The sequence below is a fragment of the Glycomyces mayteni genome (assembly GCF_042428885.1).
GTDB classification, from domain to species: domain Bacteria; phylum Actinomycetota; class Actinomycetes; order Mycobacteriales; family Micromonosporaceae; genus Glycomyces; species Glycomyces mayteni.
Map to the genome: position 1 here is coordinate 189,449 of NZ_JBHMBP010000002.1, position 18,346 is coordinate 207,794.

The 18,346-nt window shown below is 72.7% G+C and carries 20 protein-coding genes; 17 read left to right on the plus strand and 3 right to left on the minus strand.

What is annotated here, in order from left to right:
- Positions 1-42: 42 nt before the first annotated feature.
- Positions 43-711, minus strand: a complete 669-nt coding sequence (locus tag ACFFXY_RS07515) for a RibD family protein (RefSeq protein ID WP_382347875.1) — start codon at positions 709-711, stop codon at positions 43-45.
- On the opposite strand from ACFFXY_RS07515, the gene hisI reads away from it, so the two are divergent.
- The 17 genes from hisI (at position 710) to ACFFXY_RS07600 (ending at position 16,150) form a co-directional block, all read left to right on the plus strand.
- Entirely contained in the window at positions 710-1,126 is a 417-nt protein-coding gene (hisI, locus tag ACFFXY_RS07520) for a phosphoribosyl-AMP cyclohydrolase (protein ID WP_382347878.1), read from the plus strand. The genes ACFFXY_RS07515 and hisI overlap by 2 nt on opposite strands.
- Complete coding sequence (locus ACFFXY_RS07525; RefSeq protein WP_382347880.1) at positions 1,123-1,713, plus strand: Trp biosynthesis-associated membrane protein; 591 nt, start codon at positions 1,123-1,125, stop codon at positions 1,711-1,713. Before hisI ends, ACFFXY_RS07525 begins: the two co-directional genes overlap by 4 nt.
- A complete protein-coding gene (gene trpC / locus ACFFXY_RS07530) occupies positions 1,710-2,516 on the plus strand; it encodes an indole-3-glycerol phosphate synthase TrpC (RefSeq protein WP_382347883.1) in 807 nt (268 codons plus the stop codon). The genes ACFFXY_RS07525 and trpC overlap by 4 nt, the downstream gene beginning before the upstream one ends.
- An 18-nt stretch (positions 2,517-2,534) precedes the next feature.
- A complete protein-coding gene (gene trpB, locus ACFFXY_RS07535; RefSeq protein WP_382347885.1) occupies positions 2,535-3,731 on the plus strand; it encodes a tryptophan synthase subunit beta in 1,197 nt (398 codons plus the stop codon).
- On the plus strand, positions 3,732-4,520 hold the full coding sequence (gene trpA / locus ACFFXY_RS07540; RefSeq protein WP_382347888.1) for a tryptophan synthase subunit alpha: 789 nt from the start codon (positions 3,732-3,734) through the stop codon (positions 4,518-4,520).
- A gap of 85 nt (positions 4,521-4,605) precedes the next feature.
- Positions 4,606-5,646: a prolipoprotein diacylglyceryl transferase gene (lgt, locus tag ACFFXY_RS07545; protein WP_382347891.1), complete on the plus strand. Its 1,041-nt coding sequence runs from the start codon at positions 4,606-4,608 to the stop codon at positions 5,644-5,646.
- Between the two features lie 30 nt (positions 5,647-5,676).
- The gene (locus ACFFXY_RS07550; RefSeq protein ID WP_382347894.1) at positions 5,677-6,831 is read left to right on the plus strand and encodes an FAD-dependent oxidoreductase; all 1,155 of its coding nucleotides are present in this window, start codon (positions 5,677-5,679) and stop codon (positions 6,829-6,831) included.
- Positions 6,832-6,849: 18 nt separating this feature from the next.
- A complete protein-coding gene (locus ACFFXY_RS07555) occupies positions 6,850-7,338 on the plus strand; it encodes a GNAT family N-acetyltransferase (RefSeq protein WP_382347897.1) in 489 nt (162 codons plus the stop codon).
- A gap of 33 nt (positions 7,339-7,371) precedes the next feature.
- Positions 7,372-8,334, plus strand: coding sequence for a hypothetical protein (locus tag ACFFXY_RS07560; protein WP_382347899.1), 963 nt, complete (start codon positions 7,372-7,374; stop codon positions 8,332-8,334).
- 39 nt (positions 8,335-8,373) lie between these two features.
- Entirely contained in the window at positions 8,374-9,357 is a 984-nt protein-coding gene (locus ACFFXY_RS07565) for an NAD-dependent epimerase/dehydratase family protein (RefSeq protein ID WP_382347902.1), read from the plus strand.
- Positions 9,357-10,121: a WecB/TagA/CpsF family glycosyltransferase gene (locus ACFFXY_RS07570; RefSeq protein WP_382347905.1), complete on the plus strand. Its 765-nt coding sequence runs from the start codon at positions 9,357-9,359 to the stop codon at positions 10,119-10,121. The genes ACFFXY_RS07565 and ACFFXY_RS07570 overlap by 1 nt, the downstream gene beginning before the upstream one ends.
- A gap of 241 nt (positions 10,122-10,362) precedes the next feature.
- Positions 10,363-11,124: a class I SAM-dependent methyltransferase gene (locus ACFFXY_RS07575; RefSeq protein WP_382347907.1), complete on the plus strand. Its 762-nt coding sequence runs from the start codon at positions 10,363-10,365 to the stop codon at positions 11,122-11,124.
- Positions 11,125-11,222: 98 nt separating this feature from the next.
- Positions 11,223-12,365, plus strand: a complete 1,143-nt coding sequence (locus ACFFXY_RS07580) for a sensor histidine kinase (RefSeq protein ID WP_382347910.1) — start codon at positions 11,223-11,225, stop codon at positions 12,363-12,365.
- Positions 12,362-13,024, plus strand: coding sequence for a response regulator (locus ACFFXY_RS07585; RefSeq protein ID WP_382347913.1), 663 nt, complete (start codon positions 12,362-12,364; stop codon positions 13,022-13,024). Before ACFFXY_RS07580 ends, ACFFXY_RS07585 begins: the two co-directional genes overlap by 4 nt.
- A gap of 85 nt (positions 13,025-13,109) precedes the next feature.
- Positions 13,110-14,297, plus strand: coding sequence for an alkaline phosphatase family protein (locus ACFFXY_RS07590; RefSeq protein WP_382347916.1), 1,188 nt, complete (start codon positions 13,110-13,112; stop codon positions 14,295-14,297).
- Between the two features lie 95 nt (positions 14,298-14,392).
- The gene (gene dinB / locus ACFFXY_RS07595; protein WP_382350557.1) at positions 14,393-15,577 is read left to right on the plus strand and encodes a DNA polymerase IV; all 1,185 of its coding nucleotides are present in this window, start codon (positions 14,393-14,395) and stop codon (positions 15,575-15,577) included.
- 159 nt (positions 15,578-15,736) lie between these two features.
- Positions 15,737-16,150, plus strand: a complete 414-nt coding sequence (locus ACFFXY_RS07600; protein WP_382347919.1) for an SCO2097 family morphological protein — start codon at positions 15,737-15,739, stop codon at positions 16,148-16,150.
- 522 nt (positions 16,151-16,672) lie between these two features.
- On the opposite strand, the gene ACFFXY_RS07605 is transcribed toward ACFFXY_RS07600, so the two are convergent.
- Positions 16,673-17,368, minus strand: a complete 696-nt coding sequence (locus ACFFXY_RS07605; RefSeq protein ID WP_382347921.1) for a DUF4191 family protein — start codon at positions 17,366-17,368, stop codon at positions 16,673-16,675.
- A gap of 21 nt (positions 17,369-17,389) precedes the next feature.
- Positions 17,390-18,310 carry a lipoyl synthase gene (lipA, locus tag ACFFXY_RS07610; RefSeq protein WP_382350560.1) on the minus strand — a complete coding sequence of 307 codons (921 nt, stop codon included), beginning with the start codon at positions 18,308-18,310 and terminating at the stop codon, positions 17,390-17,392.
- Between the last annotated feature and the right edge of the window lie 36 nt (positions 18,311-18,346).

The window sequence follows — 18,346 nt, forward strand, 5'->3', positions numbered from 1 at the left end:
ATCAGGCCGAACCGCGCCAGACTGGAAAAACAGCCGGGCCGGTCAGTCGCGCCGGTACACCAGCAGCGCCACCGACCCGATCGCCCGCGCCTCCACCAGCCGCAGCGGCCGCGCCGGCGACTGCGGGAACGGCGCCGGGTACGTGAACCGCGCCGCCCCCCGCTCCCCGAGCAGGAACGGCGCCACCGCCACGTGCACCTCGTCCACCAGGTCCGCCGAGAGGAACGCCGTGTGGACGGTCCCCCCGCCCTCCACCAGCAGCCGCGACACGCCCCGCCCCGCCAGGTCCGCGAGCGCCGCCTCCAGGTCCACCTCGCGCTCCCCGGTCGCCACCGGCTCGGCCGCCTCGCGGCCCACCGCGAACACCGCGGCCCCCGCCACCGACGTGTACACCACCACCGGGTCCCCGCCCGCGAACAGCCGCGCGCCCGGGTCCAGCTCGCCCGAGGGCGAGAACACCACCCGCAGCGGCGACTCCCGCCGCCCCGCCGCGACCCGCCCGGCCCGCCGCGCCGCGGACCGCACCAGCAGCCGCGGGTCGTCCGCCCGCACCGTCCCGGCCCCGACCGCGACCGCGTCCACGTCGGCGCGGACCGCGTCCACCCGGTCGAAGTCCTCCGCGTTCGAGAGGATGAGCCGCTCGGGCGAGTCGTCGTCGAGGAACCCGTCGAGGCTCACCGCGGCCGAAAGGATGACATACGGGCGCTCCATGCCCCCGAGAATCCCACGATTCACTCTCCGAAGGGCCCGGGTGGCACCGCGCGCCGCGGTGCGATCACAATCGATAACCGTGGAAGGTCGAGAAGAGGTCCTGTCGAAGCTGGCGTTCAACGCCGACGGGCTCGTGCCCGCGATCGCGCAGCAGCACGACACGGGCGAAGTGCTCATGCTCGCGTGGATGGACGCGGAGGCGCTCCGGCGCACCCTCGCCACCGGGAAGGCCACCTACTGGTCGCGCAGCCGCGGCGCGTACTGGGTCAAGGGCGAGACCTCCGGGCACCACCAGGCCGTCGTCTCCGTCGCCGTCGACTGCGACGCCGACACCGTCCTCCTCCAGGTCGACCAGACCGGCCCCGCCTGCCACACCGGCACCCGCACCTGCTTCACCGGGAGGGAGATCGCATGAGCGACGACGCCCCCGACACCGCCGGAGCCGACGCACCCGAGGCCGCCGAGGCCGCCCCCGACCGCGCCGCCGAGCGCACCCGCACCATGCTCGCCGGCGTCCTCGCCGCCGCCCTCGCGGCCCTCGCCGCCTCCCGCGGCTGGACCTCCACCGCCGAGACCGGGCACGCCGGGATCACCGCCACCACCGTCCAGTCCGGCACCGACCTCGCCTCCTGGGCCCTGCCGTGCGCGCTCGCGGGCGGCGCCGCGTTCCTCGCGATGCTCGCCACCGGGAACCGCGCCCGCCGCGTCCTCGGGATCGTCGCCGCCCTCGCCGGGCTCGCCGCCGCGCTCGGCGGCCTCCTGCACCTGACGTCCGGCGCGTGGCCGGTCGCGCTCGCCGCCGCCGCCCTGGTCCTCGCCGCCGCGGGCGCGTGGACCACCATCCGCGCGGGCGGCTGGCCCGCCACCGACCGGTACGAGACGTCCGGGGAGCAGGCCATAGCAGAGGACCCCGTGTCGCTGTGGAACGCCCTCGACTCGGGCCGGGACCCCTCGTCGCCTAATATCACGGCATCGGCGCCGGAGAAAGGACCGCGTAGATGAACGTGCTGGAGCAGATCATCACCGAAGTCCGCGCCGATCTCGAACGGCGCCAGAGCGAGACCCCCATCGAGGCGATCCGCGAGCGCGCCGAGGCCGCCAAGGCCCCGATCGACGGGTACGCGGCCCTCAAGACCGGCGGCGTGAGCGTCATCGCCGAAGTGAAGCGGGCCTCGCCCTCCAAGGGCGCGCTCGCCGACATCCCCGACCCGGCCGTCCTGGCCGCCGAGTACGCCGCGGGCGGCGCCTCGGTCATCTCCGTGCTCACCGAGCAGTCCTACTTCAAGGGCAGCCTCGACGACCTCGACGCCGTGCGCGCGAAGGTCCAGATCCCGGTGCTGCGCAAGGACTTCGTGGTCTCCCCCTACCAGGTCCTGGAGGCCCGCGCCCACGGCGCGGACCTGGTCCTGCTCATCGTGGCCGCGCTCGACCAGGACACGCTCGTGTCCCTGCACGAGCGGATCACCGGGCTCGGCATGACCGCGCTCGTCGAGGTCCACACCGAGTACGAGGCCGACCGGGCGATGCGCGCCGGGGCCAAAGTCATTGGCGTGAACGCGCGCGACCTGACTACGCTCGAAGTGGACCGCTCGGTGTTCGAGCGGATCGCGCCGGGCCTGCCCCGGGACGTCGTCAAGGTCGCCGAGTCCGGCGTCCGCGGCACCCGGGACCTCATCCGCTACGCGAGCGCCGGCGCCGACGCCGTGCTCGTCGGCGAAGGGGTCGTCAAGCAGAAGAGCCCGCGCGACGCCGTCCGCGAACTGGTCACCGCCGGATCGCACCCGGCGACGCCCAGACCCATCTAGTACGCGAAGGGGAGAACCGTGCCCAATCCAGATCCCGGCGGCCACTGGGGCGAATTCGGCGGGCGGTTCGTCCCCGAAGCGCTCATCGCCGCGCTCGACGAGCTCGAAGCGGCCCACGCGTCCGCGATGGCCGACCCGGCGTTCCTCGCCGAACTCGACGAGCTGGGCCGCGAGTACGGCAACCTGCCGTCCCCGCTGTACCTCGCCGAGCGGCTCTCCGAGGAGGCCGGCGTCGAGGTCTGGCTCAAGCGCGAGGACCTCAACCACACCGGCGCGCACAAGATCCGCAACGTCCTCGGCCAGGCGCTGCTGACCAAGCGCATGGGCAAGACCCGGATCATCGCCGAGACCGGCGCGGGCCAGCACGGCGTCGCCTCCGCGACCGCCGCCGCCTACTTCGGCCTCGAATGCACCGTGTACATGGGCGAGGAGGACACCCGCCGCCAGGCCCTGAACGTGGCCCGCATGCGCCTCCTCGGCGCCGAGGTCGTGCCCGTCACGACCGGCTCGCGGACCCTCAAGGACGCCATGAACGAGGCCCTGCGCGAGTGGGTCGCCTCCGTGGACGGCACCCACTACCTCATCGGCTCGGTCGGCGGCCCGCACCCGTTCCCGATGCTCGTGCGCGACTACTGCCGCGGCATCGGCGACGAGGCCCGCGCCCAGTTCCTGGAGCGCACCGGGGCCCTCCCCGACGTCGTCGCCGCGTGCGTCGGCGGCGGCTCCAACGCCATGGGCATCTTCACCGCGTTCCTCGGCGACGAGGACGTGAAACTGTACGGCTTCGAGGCCGGGGGCGACGGGTACGACACCGGCCGCCACGCCGCGACCATCACCGCCGGGCAGATCGGCGTCCTCCACGGCGCCCGCACGTTCGTCCTCCAGGACGAGGACGGCCAGACGATCGAGTCCCACTCGATCTCCGCCGGGCTCGACTACCCGGGCGTGGGCCCCGAGCACGCGCACCTCGCCGCCACCGGCCGCGCCCGCTACGAGCCCGTGGACGACGCCGAGGCCATGGCCGCGCTGGAGAAGCTCGCCCGCACCGAGGGCATCATCTGCGCCATCGAGTCGGCCCACGGCCTCGCCGGGGCCCTGCGCCTCGCGAAGGGCCTGGAGCCGGGCGCGCGCGTCCTGGTGAACCTCTCGGGCCGCGGCGACAAGGACATGGGCAACGTCGTCGAGTACTACGGCTACGACAAGGGGGCTGCGTAGATGCGCGTCGAAACGGCGTTCGCGAAGACGAAGGCCGAGGGGCGCGCCGCGCTCGTCGGCTACCTCCCGGCCGGGTTCCCGACCCTCGCCGACTCCATCAAGGCCGTCGACATCATGATCGACCACGGCGCCGACGTCATCGAGCTGGGCCTGCCCTACTCCGACCCGGTCATGGACGGCCCCGCGATCCAGAAGGCCGCCGACCGGGCGCTCGCCGGCGGGTTCCGCACCAGGCAGGTCTTCGAGGTCACCGAGGCCGTCGCCGGGCGCGTCCCGATCCTCGTCATGACCTACTGGAACCTCGTGGAGCGCTACGGGACCGACCGGTTCGCGCGCGACTTCAAGTCCGCGGGCGGGGCCGGGCTCATCACCCCCGACCTCATCCCCGACGAGGCGGGGGAGTGGATCGACGCGTCCGACGAGCACGACCTCGACCGGGTCTTCCTCGTCGCGCCCTCCTCCACCGAGGAGCGCATCGCGTCCACCGTCGCGGCCTGCCGCGGGTTCGTGTACGCGCAGTCGGTCATGGGCGTCACCGGCGCCCGCGCCGCGACCTCCGTCGCCGCACCGGACCTGGTGCGCCGCACCCGGTCCCGCACCGACCTGCCGATCGGCGTGGGCCTCGGCGTGCGCTCGGGCGACCAGGCCGCCGAGATCGCGACGTACGCCGACGCGGTCATCGTCGGCTCCGCCATGGTCAACTGCTACCTCGACACCGACGACGTTCCCGCAGGCCACCAGCGCCTCGCGGCGCTCACCGCGGACCTCGCCGAAGGCGTCCGCCGCTAGCGCACCCGGCCCCGCGGGCGTCGCCCGCGGGGCCGAACCGTGCCCGCATCCAGCCTGCCCCTGCACACCCGATAGGTTTTGCGTCGTGGACCTTGCTTCAATCCCGAGCCCGTCCGAATCGGTCTGGCACCTCGGCCCCGTCCCCATCCGGGCCTACGCGCTGTGCCTCATCGCCGGCATCGTCGTCGCCTGCTGGATCGCCGAGGCGCGCATGCGCCGCCGCGGCGCCCCCGAGTGGGCCGTCCTCGACCTCGCCGTCTGGGCCGTGCCCTTCGGCATCGTCGGCGGCCGCCTCTACCACGTCTTCACCAGCCCCGACGCCTACTTCGGGCCCGACGGCGACCCGTGGAAGATCCTCGCGGTCTGGGAGGGCGGCCTCGGCATCCCCGGCGCGATCCTCCTCGGCGGCGTCGGCGTGTGGCTCGGCTGCCGCCAGCTCAAGCTCCCGTTCACGATGGTCGCCGACTCGATCGTCCTCGGCATCCCCGTCGCCCAGGCGATCGGCCGCCTCGGCAACTGGTTCAACCAGGAGCTGTACGGCAGGCCGCTCGACGCCTGGTGGGCCGTGCAGATCGACCCCGACCACCGCGTCGCCGGGTACGCGAACTACGCGACGTTCCACCCCACGTTCCTCTACGAGCTGCTGTGGAACCTCGGCGTCGCCCTCGTCGTGTGGCTCTCGGACCGCCGCTTCAAGTTCGGCGCCGGACGCGCCGTCGCCCTCTACGTGGCGCTCTACGGCATCGGCCGCTTCTGGATCGAGGGCCTGCGCATCGACCCCGCCGAGGCCATGTTCGGGCTGCGCCTGAACCAGTGGATGAGCATCATCGTCGTGGTCGCCGCCGTCGCCTACCTGCTGCTCGCCCGCGGCACCCGCCAGGTCTTCGTCTTCGAGGGCGATGAGCGCACCGCCGTGGACTGGGACTCCGACGCCGCGAAGGACGCCGGGTACGTCGACGGCGCCCTCCCCAAGGGCGTCCTGCTCGCCCCGCCCGCCGACGCCGAGGCGGCCGGGACCCCCGAACCCGACGAAACCGAGGACACTCGACCCGAGGAGGACGGCGTCGCCGACGAGCCGTCCGACGCACCCCAGGCCGAAGCGGGCAAGACCCGCGACGACGGCTGACCGACACCGCTTCCCCCCGGGCAGGTCCAGATGCACAACCGTAGAGCCGTAGTCGTCGGCGCCGGCGTCGCCGGGCTCGCCAGCGCGATCGTGCTGTCGAAGCTCGGCTGGCGGGTGGCGCTGCTGGAGCGGCGCGAGCGCCTCAAAGGCGACGACCTCGGCATGATCCTGTGGGCCTCGGGCGTGCGCGCGCTGCGCGCGCTCGGGGTCGACGCGACCCTCGACGCCTCCGGGACCCCCGTGGACCGCTTCGAGATCCGCAACGAGGAGCGCCTGTCCTCCTCGTTCGCCGGGGCGATGCTCGGCGCCGACGACGGCACCCCGTCCGTCATGGTCCACAACGCGATGCTCTACGAGGCGCTCGTGTCGCGCCTGGGGGACTCCGTGGAGGTCCACCCGGCCGTGCAGGTCGACCGCATCGACATGGTCGACCCCGCCGCGGGGGACAAGACCCGCCGCTGGGACGCCGACCTCGTGGTCGCCGCCGACGGCATCGACTCCCCGACCCGCCCCCTCATCGCCCCCGGATCGCCCACAGTGGACGCCGGGGTGGTGGTGTTCCGCGGGACCATCCCCGCGCACCGCGCCCCCGAGCGCAGCGCCGAGGCCGTGGAGATCTACGGCCCCGACCGGCGCCGCTTCGGCTACGGCGACCTCGGCCACGCCGGGGCCTGCTGGTGGGCGACCGTCCCCGGCGGGATGCGCCCGGAGTCCCCGCAGATCCAGCACGAGCTCATCAACCGGTGGTTCGCCGACTGGCCCGCGCCCGTCGGCAAGTACATCGCCGCCACCCGGCCCTCGGAGCTGACGCAGCAGTCCGTGCGCTACGTCTGGCCCGTCCCGTCCCGGCTCCACCAGAGCGCCGGGAACGGCGGCCTCGTCCTCATGGGCGACGCCGCTCACGGCGTCGCACCCGTCCTCGCCCAGGGCGGCAGCCTCGCCCTCGAAGACGCCGTGACCCTCGGGTGGGCGCTGCGCCGCGCCCCCGAGTCCATCCCCGACGCCCTCGCCTCCTACGACCGGGCCCGCCTGCCGCGCCTCAAACGGGTCGCGCGGCTCTCGCGCCGGGTCCACACGATCGCCTCCGGCGGCCGCGGCGTCACGCGCGGCCTCCTGCGGGCCGTCCCCGACTCGTGGGTGCAGAGCCAGGCCGCGTCCCTCTCGGACTGGCAGCCGCCGCGCTGACCCGATAGGTTCGCTCCCATGCAGATCCGCGACGCCCGCCCCGAGGACTGGCCCGCCGTGTGGGCCTTCGCCGAACCCGTGGTCGAGTCCGGCGAGCACTTCGTGTGGGAGCCGGGCACCCCCGAGGAGCGCCTGCGCGCCTACTGGATCGAGAAGGAGCCACCCGCGAGCGCGCTCGTGGCCGAAGTGGACGGGCGCGTCGCCGGCATCGCCGAGGTCCACCCGAACCAGCCCGGCCGCGGCGCGCATATCGCGAACGCGGGCTTCATGGTCGACCCCGACGTCCGCGGCCGGGGCCTGGGCCGCGCGCTCGGGGAGGCCGCGCTCGCCCGCGCGAAGGCCGACGGCTTCGCCGCCATGCAGTTCAACGCGGTGGTCGCCACCAACACCGCCGCGGTCGACCTGTGGCACTCCCTGGGCTTCCGCACCCTCGCACTGCTCCCGGCGACGTTCCGCCACCCGTCGAAGGGCCTGGTCGACATGCACCTCATGTTCCGCGAACTGTGAGCCTCGCGGCCCCCGAGTAGCATCGCTCTCACCATGAACGAACTGCGCGAGTCGATCCGCTCCCTCGGTATCGCCGACCCCGAGACCGCCGTCGCCGTCCACGCCGTCACCGGCGCCGACCCGGTCCTGCTCCAGGGCCCCGCGCCGCTCCCGCAGCGCTACGAGCAGGTCGACGGCTGGCTCATGCAGGGCTTCCTCACCCCCGAGTCCCCGCACTTCGCGGCCGTGGACGCCGCCCCCGCCGCCGCGCTGGGGGAGGAGCCCGACGAGGCCGAGGACGCGGTCCTGGCGCTCATCGCGGTCCGCCCGCGCACCGTCTACGACCTCCGCACCGGCACCCGCCTCAGCGAGGCGGACCTGGCCGCGCTCCTGCCGCGCCTCGAAGCGGCCGGGCTCGTCGCGCCCACGGTGAACCCGCTCGAACCCGACAACCCGTTCTGGGTCTTCACGGACCGCAAGGCGCGCTTCCACTACGCGGTCCTGCGCCCCCACCTCGACCGGTGGCGGCGGGGCCGCATCGCGGACGCGCTGTGGCGGCGCAACCGGGCCCGCTTCGACCGGTACGTCGGCCGCCCCGAGTTCCTCAGCCTCGCGCGCGAATGGGTCCTCGGAGAGACCGGCGCCGCGTCGGCGACGCGCATCACCGTCCCCGACCCGCGGTTCCGCCAGATGCGGACCCTGGAGCTCGCCGCCTGGGACGCGGACGGCGAGGCGCTCGCGCTGGGGACCGTCAGGTGGCGGTTCCGGATGGTCGAGCGCCAGCTCAAGCGCCTGCGCTACGTCAAGCGGCTCCTCGGCGACCCGCCGGTGCGGCTCTACTGCGTGGCGTCCCGCTTCGAGCCGGTGATCGCCGCCGACCCGGACCCGGGGCTCGGCGTCGTCACCTCCTCGGCACTCCTTGCGACCACCGCCGATGAAACGCCCGAATCCACCCCCGACGGTGACTTACACCCCATTTCCCGGCTGGTGGGCGCGGAAACGCGACGGGTAGGCTGAAGCAATTCTTCCCCGTACCCGGAATCATGAGGAGTGACGATGGCGGCAAGCGTGGACGCGGTAGTGGCGGGAGCCGGTGGGTTCATCGGCGGGCACCTGGTGGCGAGCCTCCTCGCCGAGGGCAAGACCGTCCGGGCCGTCGACGTGAAGCCCCTCGACGAGTGGTACCAGGTCCACGGCGGGGTCGAGAGCCTCCAGCGGGACCTCGCCGACCTCGCGAACTGCCGCGAGGCCGTCGGCGACGGCGCCGGCGAGGTGTACAACCTCGCGTGCAACATGGGCGGCATGGGCTTCATCGAGAACAACAAGGCCCTGTGCATGCTCTCGGTCCTCCCCTCGACGCACATGCTCATGGCGTCCAAGGACGCCGAGGTCGGGCGCTTCTTCTACTCCTCCTCCGCGTGCGTGTACGCCGGGTACAAGCAGACCGAGGCGAACATCGCGCCCCTGAAGGAGGAGGACGCCTACCCCGCGGACGCCGAGGACGGCTACGGCTGGGAGAAGCTGTTCTCCGAGCGCATGTGCCGCCACTTCCGCGAGGACTTCGGCCTCCAGACGCGCATTGCCCGCTACCACAACATCTACGGCCCCGAGGGCACGTGGGACGGCGGCCGCGAGAAGGCCCCCGCCGCGACCTGCCGGAAGATCGCGATCGCCGCGCTCACCGGCCAGAAGGAAGTCGAGATCTGGGGCGACGGCGAGCAGACCCGCTCGTTCACCTACATCGACGACTGCGTCCACGGCACGAAGATGTTCACCCGCGGCGACGTCACCGAGCCGCTCAACCTCGGCTCCTCCGAGCTGACCACGATCAACAACCTGTACTACCTGGTCGCCGACATCGCCGGGATCGACATCGAGCTCAAGCATATCGACGGCCCCCTGGGCGTGCGCGGCCGCAACTCGGACAACACGCTCATCCAGAAGTACTACGGCTGGGAGCCCTCGATCTCCCTGCGCGAGGGCATGGCGAAGACCTACGAGTGGGTCTACGACCAGGTCAAGGTCAAGCTCGCCGCCTAATGAGCGACCAGAAGCTCCGCCGCGTCGACGTCCTCGGCGTCGGCGTCTCCACCGTCGACCAGGCCATGGCCCTCGACGAGGTCACCCGCTGGGTCGACGCCGGTGAGCGCCACTACGTGTGCGTCACCGGCGTCCACGGGGTCATGGAGTCCCAGCGGGACCCCGAGCTCCTCGCCATCCACAACGCCTCCGGCCTGACCACCCCCGACGGCATGCCGATGGTGTGGGCCGGGCACAAGGCCGGGGCCGACTGGATGGACCGCGTCTACGGGCCCGACCTCATGCTCAACGTCCTCACCCGGGCCGCCGAGCGCGGCTGGACCTCGTTCCTCTACGGCGGCAAGGACGGCGTCCCCGAGCTCCTCGCCGAGAAGCTCGCCGAGCGCATCCCCGGCGTCAAGTTCGCAGGGCTCTACTCCCCGCCGTTCCGGCCCCTCACCGAGGAGGAGGACGATACGATCGTCAAGCGCATCAACGACTCCGGGGCCCAACTGGTGTGGGTCGGCCTGTCCACCCCGAAGCAGGAGCGCTGGATGGCCGCCCACCGCGACCGCCTGAACGCCCCCGCGCTCTTCGGCGTCGGCGCCGCCTTCGACTTCCACGCGGGCCTGGTCCCGCAGGCCCCGCCGTGGATGCAGCGCAACGGCCTCGAATGGTTCTACCGCCTCACCAAGGAACCGAAGCGCCTGTGGCGCAGGTACTTCCAGAACAACCCGGCCTACCTGCGCCAGATCCGCAAGCGCCCCCCGTTCCTGCGCGACTAGACGACACCTGATCGCCGCCCGGCCATGTCGTACCCCCGGGGCAGGGTTGAGACCGGGGGCTCAACGCACTCCGCGCCATGAGAGCTGCCCGCATTCAGGACGCCGCCGAAACTGTCGCACCCCCGTGTCAGGGTTTTGACCGGGGGCCCAGCGATGTCCGATTTGCCGGGACCCTCCGTTCACGTTGCGCACCCGCCCGCTCGCCTGACCCTCCCGCGCCGTCAGCGCTAGGCTGTGCCGCATGGTCGACAACATGCCCAGAGAGAGCACCAAGGCGCCCCGCCACCCCCGCATCGCCGTCGTGTGGTCCGTCCTGTCGGCCGAGATCGAGCGCTTCGCCGCCGGGACCGGCGCGACCATGCGCATCCTCGACGTCGGCGGCGGCTCCGGCGGCTTCGCCGTCCCCCTCGCCGAACTCGGCCACGACGTCACCGTCGTCGAGCCCAGCGCCAACGCCCTCGCGTCCCTGCGCCAGAGGGCCGCCGACGCGGGCGTCACCGACAGGCTCACCGCCGTCCAGGCCGACGCCGACGAGCTCCCCGACGTCGCCGAGCCCGCCTCCGCCGACCTCGTCCTGTGCCACAACGTCCTGGAGATGGTCGACTATCCCGACACGGCCCTCGACGCGCTCGCGAAGACCTGCGCGCCCGGCGGCGCCGTCTCCGTGCTCGTCGCCAACCGCATCGCCGCCGTCCTCGGCAAGGCCCTCTCCGGCCAGTTCGCGACCGCCCTCGACCTCCTCGCCGACGTCGACGGCGTCGCCGAGGGCCGCGACACCCTCAAGCGCCGCTTCGAGACCGCCACGCTCACCGCGCTCGTCGGCGGCTCCGGGCTCGTCACCGAGCAGGTCCACGGCGTCGGCGTCGTCGGCGACCTCGTGCAGGTCCCCGAGAACGCCGCCGGGGAGGCCCTGCGCGAGTTCGAGCTCGCCACCGCCGCCCGCGTCCCCTTCCGCGACATGGCCACCCGCATCCACCTGCTCGCCCGCAAGCCCATGCGCTGACCGGCGGCCCCGCGGCCTGCGCCTACGCTCAGCGACGTAGACGCGATTACGCCGCCGGGACCACGCCGGAGCGGCACGGCGGCCGTAGCCTTGAGCCTGTGACCACTACCAACGCGACCCGGCCCCGGATTCCGGCCCCCGTCTTCGACATCGGCCTGGCGGTCCTCGTCGCGATCCTCGCCTCCGGCGGGACCGTCGGCGCCAACGAGGGCCACCGGCCCGACCCCGTCGCGTTCGCGCTCATCTGGGGCATGGCCGCGTTCCTCGCCGTGCGCCGCCTCTCGCCCGAGGCCGCCCTCGCGGGCACCGTCGCGGGCCTCTCGGTCTACCTGTACCTCGACCTCCCGCAGGGCCCGGTGTTCATGCTTCCGGCCCTCGCCGTGTTCTTCTACGCGTTCACCAGGTCCGTGCGCGCCCTCGCGATCGCCCTCGGCGCCCTCTTCACCTACACCGTCGTCCTCCACCAGGTCGTGGACCCCGGCCGCAGCCTGTGGTTCACCGCCACCCTGACGGTCCTGTGGCTGGGCATCCCCGCCGTCGGCGGCCGCATCGTCCGCGAGGCCCGCCGCGCCCGCGCCCGCGAGCGCGAGGCCGAGCGCGAGCGGTTCCGCGCCGACGAGCGCGTCGAGATGGCCCGCGAGATCCACGACGTCGTCGGCCACTCCCTCGCCGTCGTCTCCATGAACGCAGGCGTCGCCCTCCACATGGCCGAGAAGCACGAGGGCACCCCCGAGGCGGTCGTGGAGAACCTCCGCGCCATCCGCGAGGCCTCCAACGTGGCCCTCCAGGACCTCCGCGCGACCCTCGCGCCCCTGCGCCGCGGCCAGGCCCCCGAGCTGCGGCCCACCGGCGCGATCAGCGACATCGCCGCGCTCGTGGACGGCGTCCGCAAGGGCGGCCTGCCCGTCGAGTACCAGCTCACCGGCGACATGGCCGCCGTCCCCGTCAACGTCGCCGCCACCGCCTACCGCGTCGTGCAGGAGTCCCTGACGAACGTCATCCGCCACTCGGGCGCGACGAAGGCCGTCGTCCAGGTCGCGTGCGACCCCGGGGCCTTGCGCGTCCACATCCTCGACGACGGCCGCGGCGGCCCCCTCCACCCCGACCGGATGGGCCAGGGCGTCACCGGCATGATGGAGCGCGTCCAGGCGGGCGGCGGCGCGTTCACCGCCGCGCCCCGGCCCGGCGGCGGCTTCGCCGTGAAAGCCCACATCCCTTACGACCGTAAGGAAGCGCGATGATCGAACTCGTGATCGCCGACGACCAGAGCCTCATCAGGATGGCCCTGCGCAACCTCTACAAGGACGAGGACGACATCCACGTCGCCGCCGAGGCCGAGGACGGCCGCGAGGCGTGGGAGGTCATCCGCCGCATCAGGCCCGACGTGGCCCTCCTCGACATCCGCATGCCCGGCCTCGACGGCCTCGAAGTGCTGCGCCGCATCGGCAAGGACCCGTCGCTCGCGGGCACCCGCGTCGTCATGATCACCACGTTCGAGATCGACGAGTACATCTTCGAGGCCCTCGCGGGCGGCGCCGCCGGGTTCATCATGAAGGACGCCCCGCCCGAGGACCTCCTGCGCGCCGTGCGCCTCGCCGCCGCCGGGGACTCGCTCCTCAGCCCCGACGTCACGCGCAAGGTCATCGACGCCTACGCCGAGCGCGGCACCGGCGGCGCTCGCCCCCACCCCAACCTCGGCGACCTCACCGAACGCGAGCAGGAGATCCTCCGCTGGGTCGCCACCGGCCTGCCCAACGACGAGATCGGCGAACGCCTGTTCATCAGCCCCGCCACCGTCCGCACCCACGTCGGCAAGCTCCTCGCCAAACTCGGCGCCCGCGACCGCGCCGGGCTCGTCGCCATCGCCTACCGCTCGGGCCTGGACATCCCCGAGACGTAGCCGCGCCTCGTCCGTTCCGGGCGCCATTCCGGTATACCGGACCCGGTTGTGGCCGAAACGACACGAAACCGGCTAGCCTCTTGCCATGCCTTCGAGCCCGTACACGGCGGACACCCGACCCGCCTACGGCACCGGCACCCTCGCCGATGTCATGCCCACCGCCCTTGCGGCCCTTGGGGTCCCGCAACCGGCGGACAGCCCCGCGGTGCTCCTGCGCGGCGGCGGGGCCACCGGTGAGCTCGACGGCGTCCGCCGCATCGCCGTGCTCCTCCTCGACGGCTTCGGCTACCACCTCCTCGGCCAGGCCGCCCAGGCCAGCGCCACCGTCGGCGCCGTCCACCACGGCGAGCTCGGCACCCTCACCGCCATCACCGCCACCGTCCCCTCCTCCACCCCGATCAGCCTCGCGTCCCTCGCGTGCGGCCTCCCGCCCGGCGAGCACGGCATCATCGGGTTCACGGTCCGCGTCCCCGACACCGGCGACCTCGTCACCCACATCCGCTGGGACGGCTCCAGCCCCGACCCCGAGACCTGGCAGCCGGCCCCGACCGCGTTCGAGCGGGCGAGCGCCGACGGCGTCGAGTGCACGATCGTCTCCAACGGCGCGTTCCGCGCCACCGGCCTCACCCGCGCGATCTACCGCGGCGCCGACTGGCTCCCCGCGACCAGCCCGCGCGAGGTCGCCGAGGGCGCCGTGGCGGCGCTGGCGCGCGGCGACCGGAGCCTGGTGTACGCGTACCTGCCCGACGTGGACACGGCCGGGCACTTCCACGGCGTGGGCTCCCCGGACTGGCTCGAAGCGGTCGCCGAGGTCAGCGAGGCGATCGACGGCATCCTGGCGGGCCTGCCGCGGGACGCGGCCCTGTTCGTGACCGCCGACCACGGCATGGTCAACGTGACCGACCGCCTGCACGTGGACGAGCGGCCCGACCTGCTCCACGGCGTCGACGTCATCGGCGGCGACGGCCGCATGCGGTACCTGTACGCCCTGCCCGGCGCGGTCGAGGACGTGCGCGCCGCCTGGTCCGCGGCGGTGGGGGACCGCGCGGAGCTCATCGACCGCGACGAGGCGGTGGACCGCGGCTGGTTCGGCCCGAAGGTCACCGACGCCGCCCGCGAGCGCATCGGCGACCTGGTCGTGGCCTGCAAGGGCACGTTCGCGGTCGTCGGCGTCGAAGGCGAGCCCCCGCACGTCGCCCGCCTCATCGGCCAGCACGGCGGCCTCACCGCCGCGGAGATGGCCGTCCCGCTCTGGACCTACCGCACGGGCTGAGCCCGGTTGTCGGACCCGCTGGCTACGCTTCGGTGGTGGCCAGCGACCTCACCCGTTTCATCGGCCCCGACCTGTCCGACGACGGCCTCGGGATCATGCACGTCGACATGGATGCTTTCTTCGCGTCCGTGGAGGTCGCGCGCGACCCGTCGCTGCGAGGGAAGCCCGTGATCGTCGGCGGGCTGGGCCCGCGCGGCGTCGTGGCGGCCGCGTCGTACGAGGCCCGCACGTTCGGGGTCCACTCGGCGCTGCCGATGGCGATCGCGCGCCGCCGCTGCCCGCAGGGGGTGTTCATGACGCCCACGACCTCCTACGGGGAGGTCTCGCGGGAGATCATGGCGATCTTCCGGGAGTACACGCCGCACGTGCAGCCGATCTCCGTGGACGAGGCGTTCCTCGACGTGGCCGGGGCCCGGCGCCTCATCGGCTCGCCCGTCGCGATCGCCCGCGCGATCCGCGAGCGGGTCCGCGCCGAGCACGGCATCACCTGCACCGTCGGCATCGCGTCCACGAAGTTCCTGTCCAAGCTCGCCTCGGAGGCGGTCAAGCCAGACGGCCTCGGGGTCGTCCCGGTCGCCACCGAGCTCGAATTCCTGCACCGGCTGCCGATCCGCGCGGTCTGGGGCATCGGTGAGAAGACCGCCGAGAAGCTCCGGCGCCTCGGGATGCGCACGGTGGGGGACCTGGCGCGCCTCGACGTCGACAGCCTCGCGTCGTCGGTGGGCACGGCCAGCGCCGAACACCTGTACGCGCTTTCACGGAACATCGACCCGCGGCCGGTCCACCCCGACCGCGTCGAGAAGTCCATCAGCAACGAGACCACGTTCGGCCACGACGCGCCCGACGCGGCCGTGTGGGGGCCGGTGCTCCTGGAGCTGTCGCGGAAGGTCGCGTCCCGGGCGCGCTCGGCGGGCTGGGCCGGGCGCGGCGTGACCGTGAAGATTCGGTTCGGCGACTTCCGCACCATCACCCGCTCCCGTATGCTCGCGGCCCCCACGGACGTCGGCCGGGAGATCTACGAGGCGGCCCGCGAGATGGCCGACGCGGCCGCGACCGCGCCGGTGCGCCTCATCGGAGTGAAGCTCGACCACCTCGTGGAGGCCGCCGCGGTCGGCCGCCAGGTCGCGCTCGGCGAGCCCGAACACGGTTGGCGCGACATAGAAACCGTGATGGACAAGGCCCGCGAGAAGTTCGGGAAGGGCGCCGTCGGGTCCGCCGGGAGGCTCACTCGGCGTGACTCGCGTGTAGACACCCGCGACTCCGGGAACCCCGGCAGGTGAGCGCCGCCGCACCGAGGGTCCCCGCCTGGGGATGCGAGGCCAGAACGGACCGATTCAAGGACGAACTGCCTTCCGCCTCGGGCGAAAGCCTCGTAGACTTGGACTATCAAGCACCGGGGCCTTGACGGGCCCCGTCGAGACTAGTGCAGGAGGAGTGTCGTGCCGCTCTCCGACCACGAGCAACGTCTGTTCGAGCAAATCGAGCAGTCCTTGTCTGAAGACCCGCAGTTCGCCAATGCGGTGCGCGCCCACGATCCGGCGCATGTGACCCGGCGCAGGCTGATCCTGGCCGGGGTCGTCACGGTCATCGGCATCGCCGCCGTCATCGGCACGGTGATCGCCGGCGGGAACGTGGCCAAGTGGGGCGCCCCCATCGGCGCGGTCCTCATGTTCGGCGGCCTCATCCTGGGCCTGTGGGCCCAGCGCCGCGGCACCAACGTGAAGCTCAAGGCCGTCGACGGCAAGGGCACCACGCGTTCGACCGGCGGCTCCAAGAACACCAAGCCAGGCGGGTTCACCTCCCGCATGGAGGAGCGCTGGCGCCGCCGCCGCGACAACGGCGACATCTTCTGACCTGCATCGAGTAAGCGCACGCGAGCGACGGGCCGCGCCTGAGGGCGGGCCCGTCTTCGCGTGCCCGGACGGGACCGGAACGAGGGCAGGGCCGAGCCCCGCCGGGAGGCGAAACGAGCCGCCCCCGGCTACAAGGGTTCCCGACGGGTACGACATTCCGGAGTGGCGGGCGGCCGGAAGGCACGCCGATGCGATCGGGTGGCGGGCCGCCCCCGGTTTCAAGGGTGACTGACAGGTGTGACATTCCGGAGTGGCGGGCGGCCGGAGGGCATGGCGATGCGATCGGGTGGCGGGCCGCCCCCGGTTTCAAGGGTGACTGACAGGTGTGACATTCCGGAGCGGCGGGCGCCCGCAGGGCATGGCGATGCGATCGGGTGGCGGGCCGCCCCCGGCTTCAAGGGTGACTGACGGGTGTGACATTCCGCGGGACGTGAGGCGCGAACCGGGGCCGAGCCGGGGACGCGGAACGGCCCGACGGGTTCCCCCGTCGGGCCGCGGCGTCGCGTGCAGGCGCCTTCGGGCCTAGCGGCCCCGGAGCATCGCCCGGCGGGCGGCGCGGCCCTGGTTGACGCTGGTCGGGATGGGGCCCTTCGGGATGGCCATGCCGATGCCGAGCGCGTCGAGGCGCTTGGCGATGTGGTTGGCGTCCTTGGAGTCGATGTTCTTCGGGAGCTTCATGAGGCGCTTGCGGACCTCGGTCACCGAGAAGTCGTCCCCGGCGGCCTCGCCGACGAGGAACGTGTACACGGGCGTGGAGCCCACGACCCGCGAGATGCGCTTCTTCTCCTGGCCGAGGAGCTTGCGGGTCTTCTGCCCGCCCTCGCCCAGGAGCACCACGCCGGCCTTGCCGACCGCGCGGTGGACCATCTGGGTCTCCGAGAGGGCCGCGACGCCGGGCGTCACGGTCCAGCCGCGGATGCCGTCGATGAGCGCGTACGCCGCGCCCGGCTTGCCCACGGCCTCCTTGTTCACGACCTTGCTCGTGCGCATGTTGAGCACGATCAGGCCCGCCAGGAGCGCCACGAACAGGGCCGAGATGTACCACAGCAGCGAGAATCGCGCGAACACGACCAGCGCGGTCACGATGACGAACGGCAGCAGGATCGCCGCGGCCTCCAACGGCAGGAACAGCTTGTCCCGCTGGTTGGTGAACTTGATCGCCATCCCGATCGTCTTCAGGCGCGACCCGAACGTCTCTTTTTCCTGCTGCTTTGCCATGGCTCCGATTCTACCGGCGGGTTACGCGAGCGCTTCGCTGCGGGCTTCTCCACGCGCTTCGATCGCCTGTCGGTACAGGCGCCCGGCCCGGTACGAGGACCGCACGAGCGGGCCGCTCATGACACCCGCGAAGCCGATCTCCTCGGCCTCGGCCGACAGCTCCACGAACTCCTCGGGCTTGACCCACCGGTCCACCGGGTGGTGGCGCTTGGTCGGGCGCAGGTACTGGGTGATCGTGATGAGCTCGCACCCGGCCTCGTGCAGGTCCTTCAGGGCCTGCGAGATCTCCTCGCGGGTCTCGCCCATGCCGAGGATCAGGTTCGACTTGGTGACCAGCCCGGCCTCGCGGGCCTGCGTGATCACCGACAGGGACCGCTCGTAGCGGAAGCCGGGGCGGATGCGCTTGAAGATCCGCGGCACGGTCTCGACGTTGTGCGCGAGCACCTCGGGCCGCGAGGAGAACACCTCGGCGAGCTGGTCGGGCTCGGCGTTGAAGTCGGGGATGAGCAGCTCGACGCCGCACCCGGGGATCGCCGCGTGGATCTGGCGGACGGTCTCGGCGTAGAGCCACGCCCCGCCGTCGTCCAGGTCGTCGCGGGCCACGCCCGTGACCGTGGCGTACTTCAGGCCCATGGTCTTGACCGACTCGGCGACCTTCATCGGCTCCAGGCGGTCGAGCGGGCCGGGCTTGCCGGTGTCGATCTGGCAGAAGTCGCAGCGCCGCGTGCACTGGGAGCCGCCGATGAGGAACGTCGCCTCGCGGTCCTCCCAGCACTCGTAGATGTTGGGGCACCCGGCCTCCTGGCACACCGTGTGCAGCCCCTCGCTCTTGACGAGGCCCCGCAGCTCGGTGTACTCAGGTCCGGTCTTGGCCTTGACCTTGATCCAGGAGGGTTTCTTCTCGATCGGGGTCTGGGCGTTGCGCACTTCGAGGCGCAGCATCCGGCGTCCTTCAGGCTGTACGGAAGTCACCGCCCC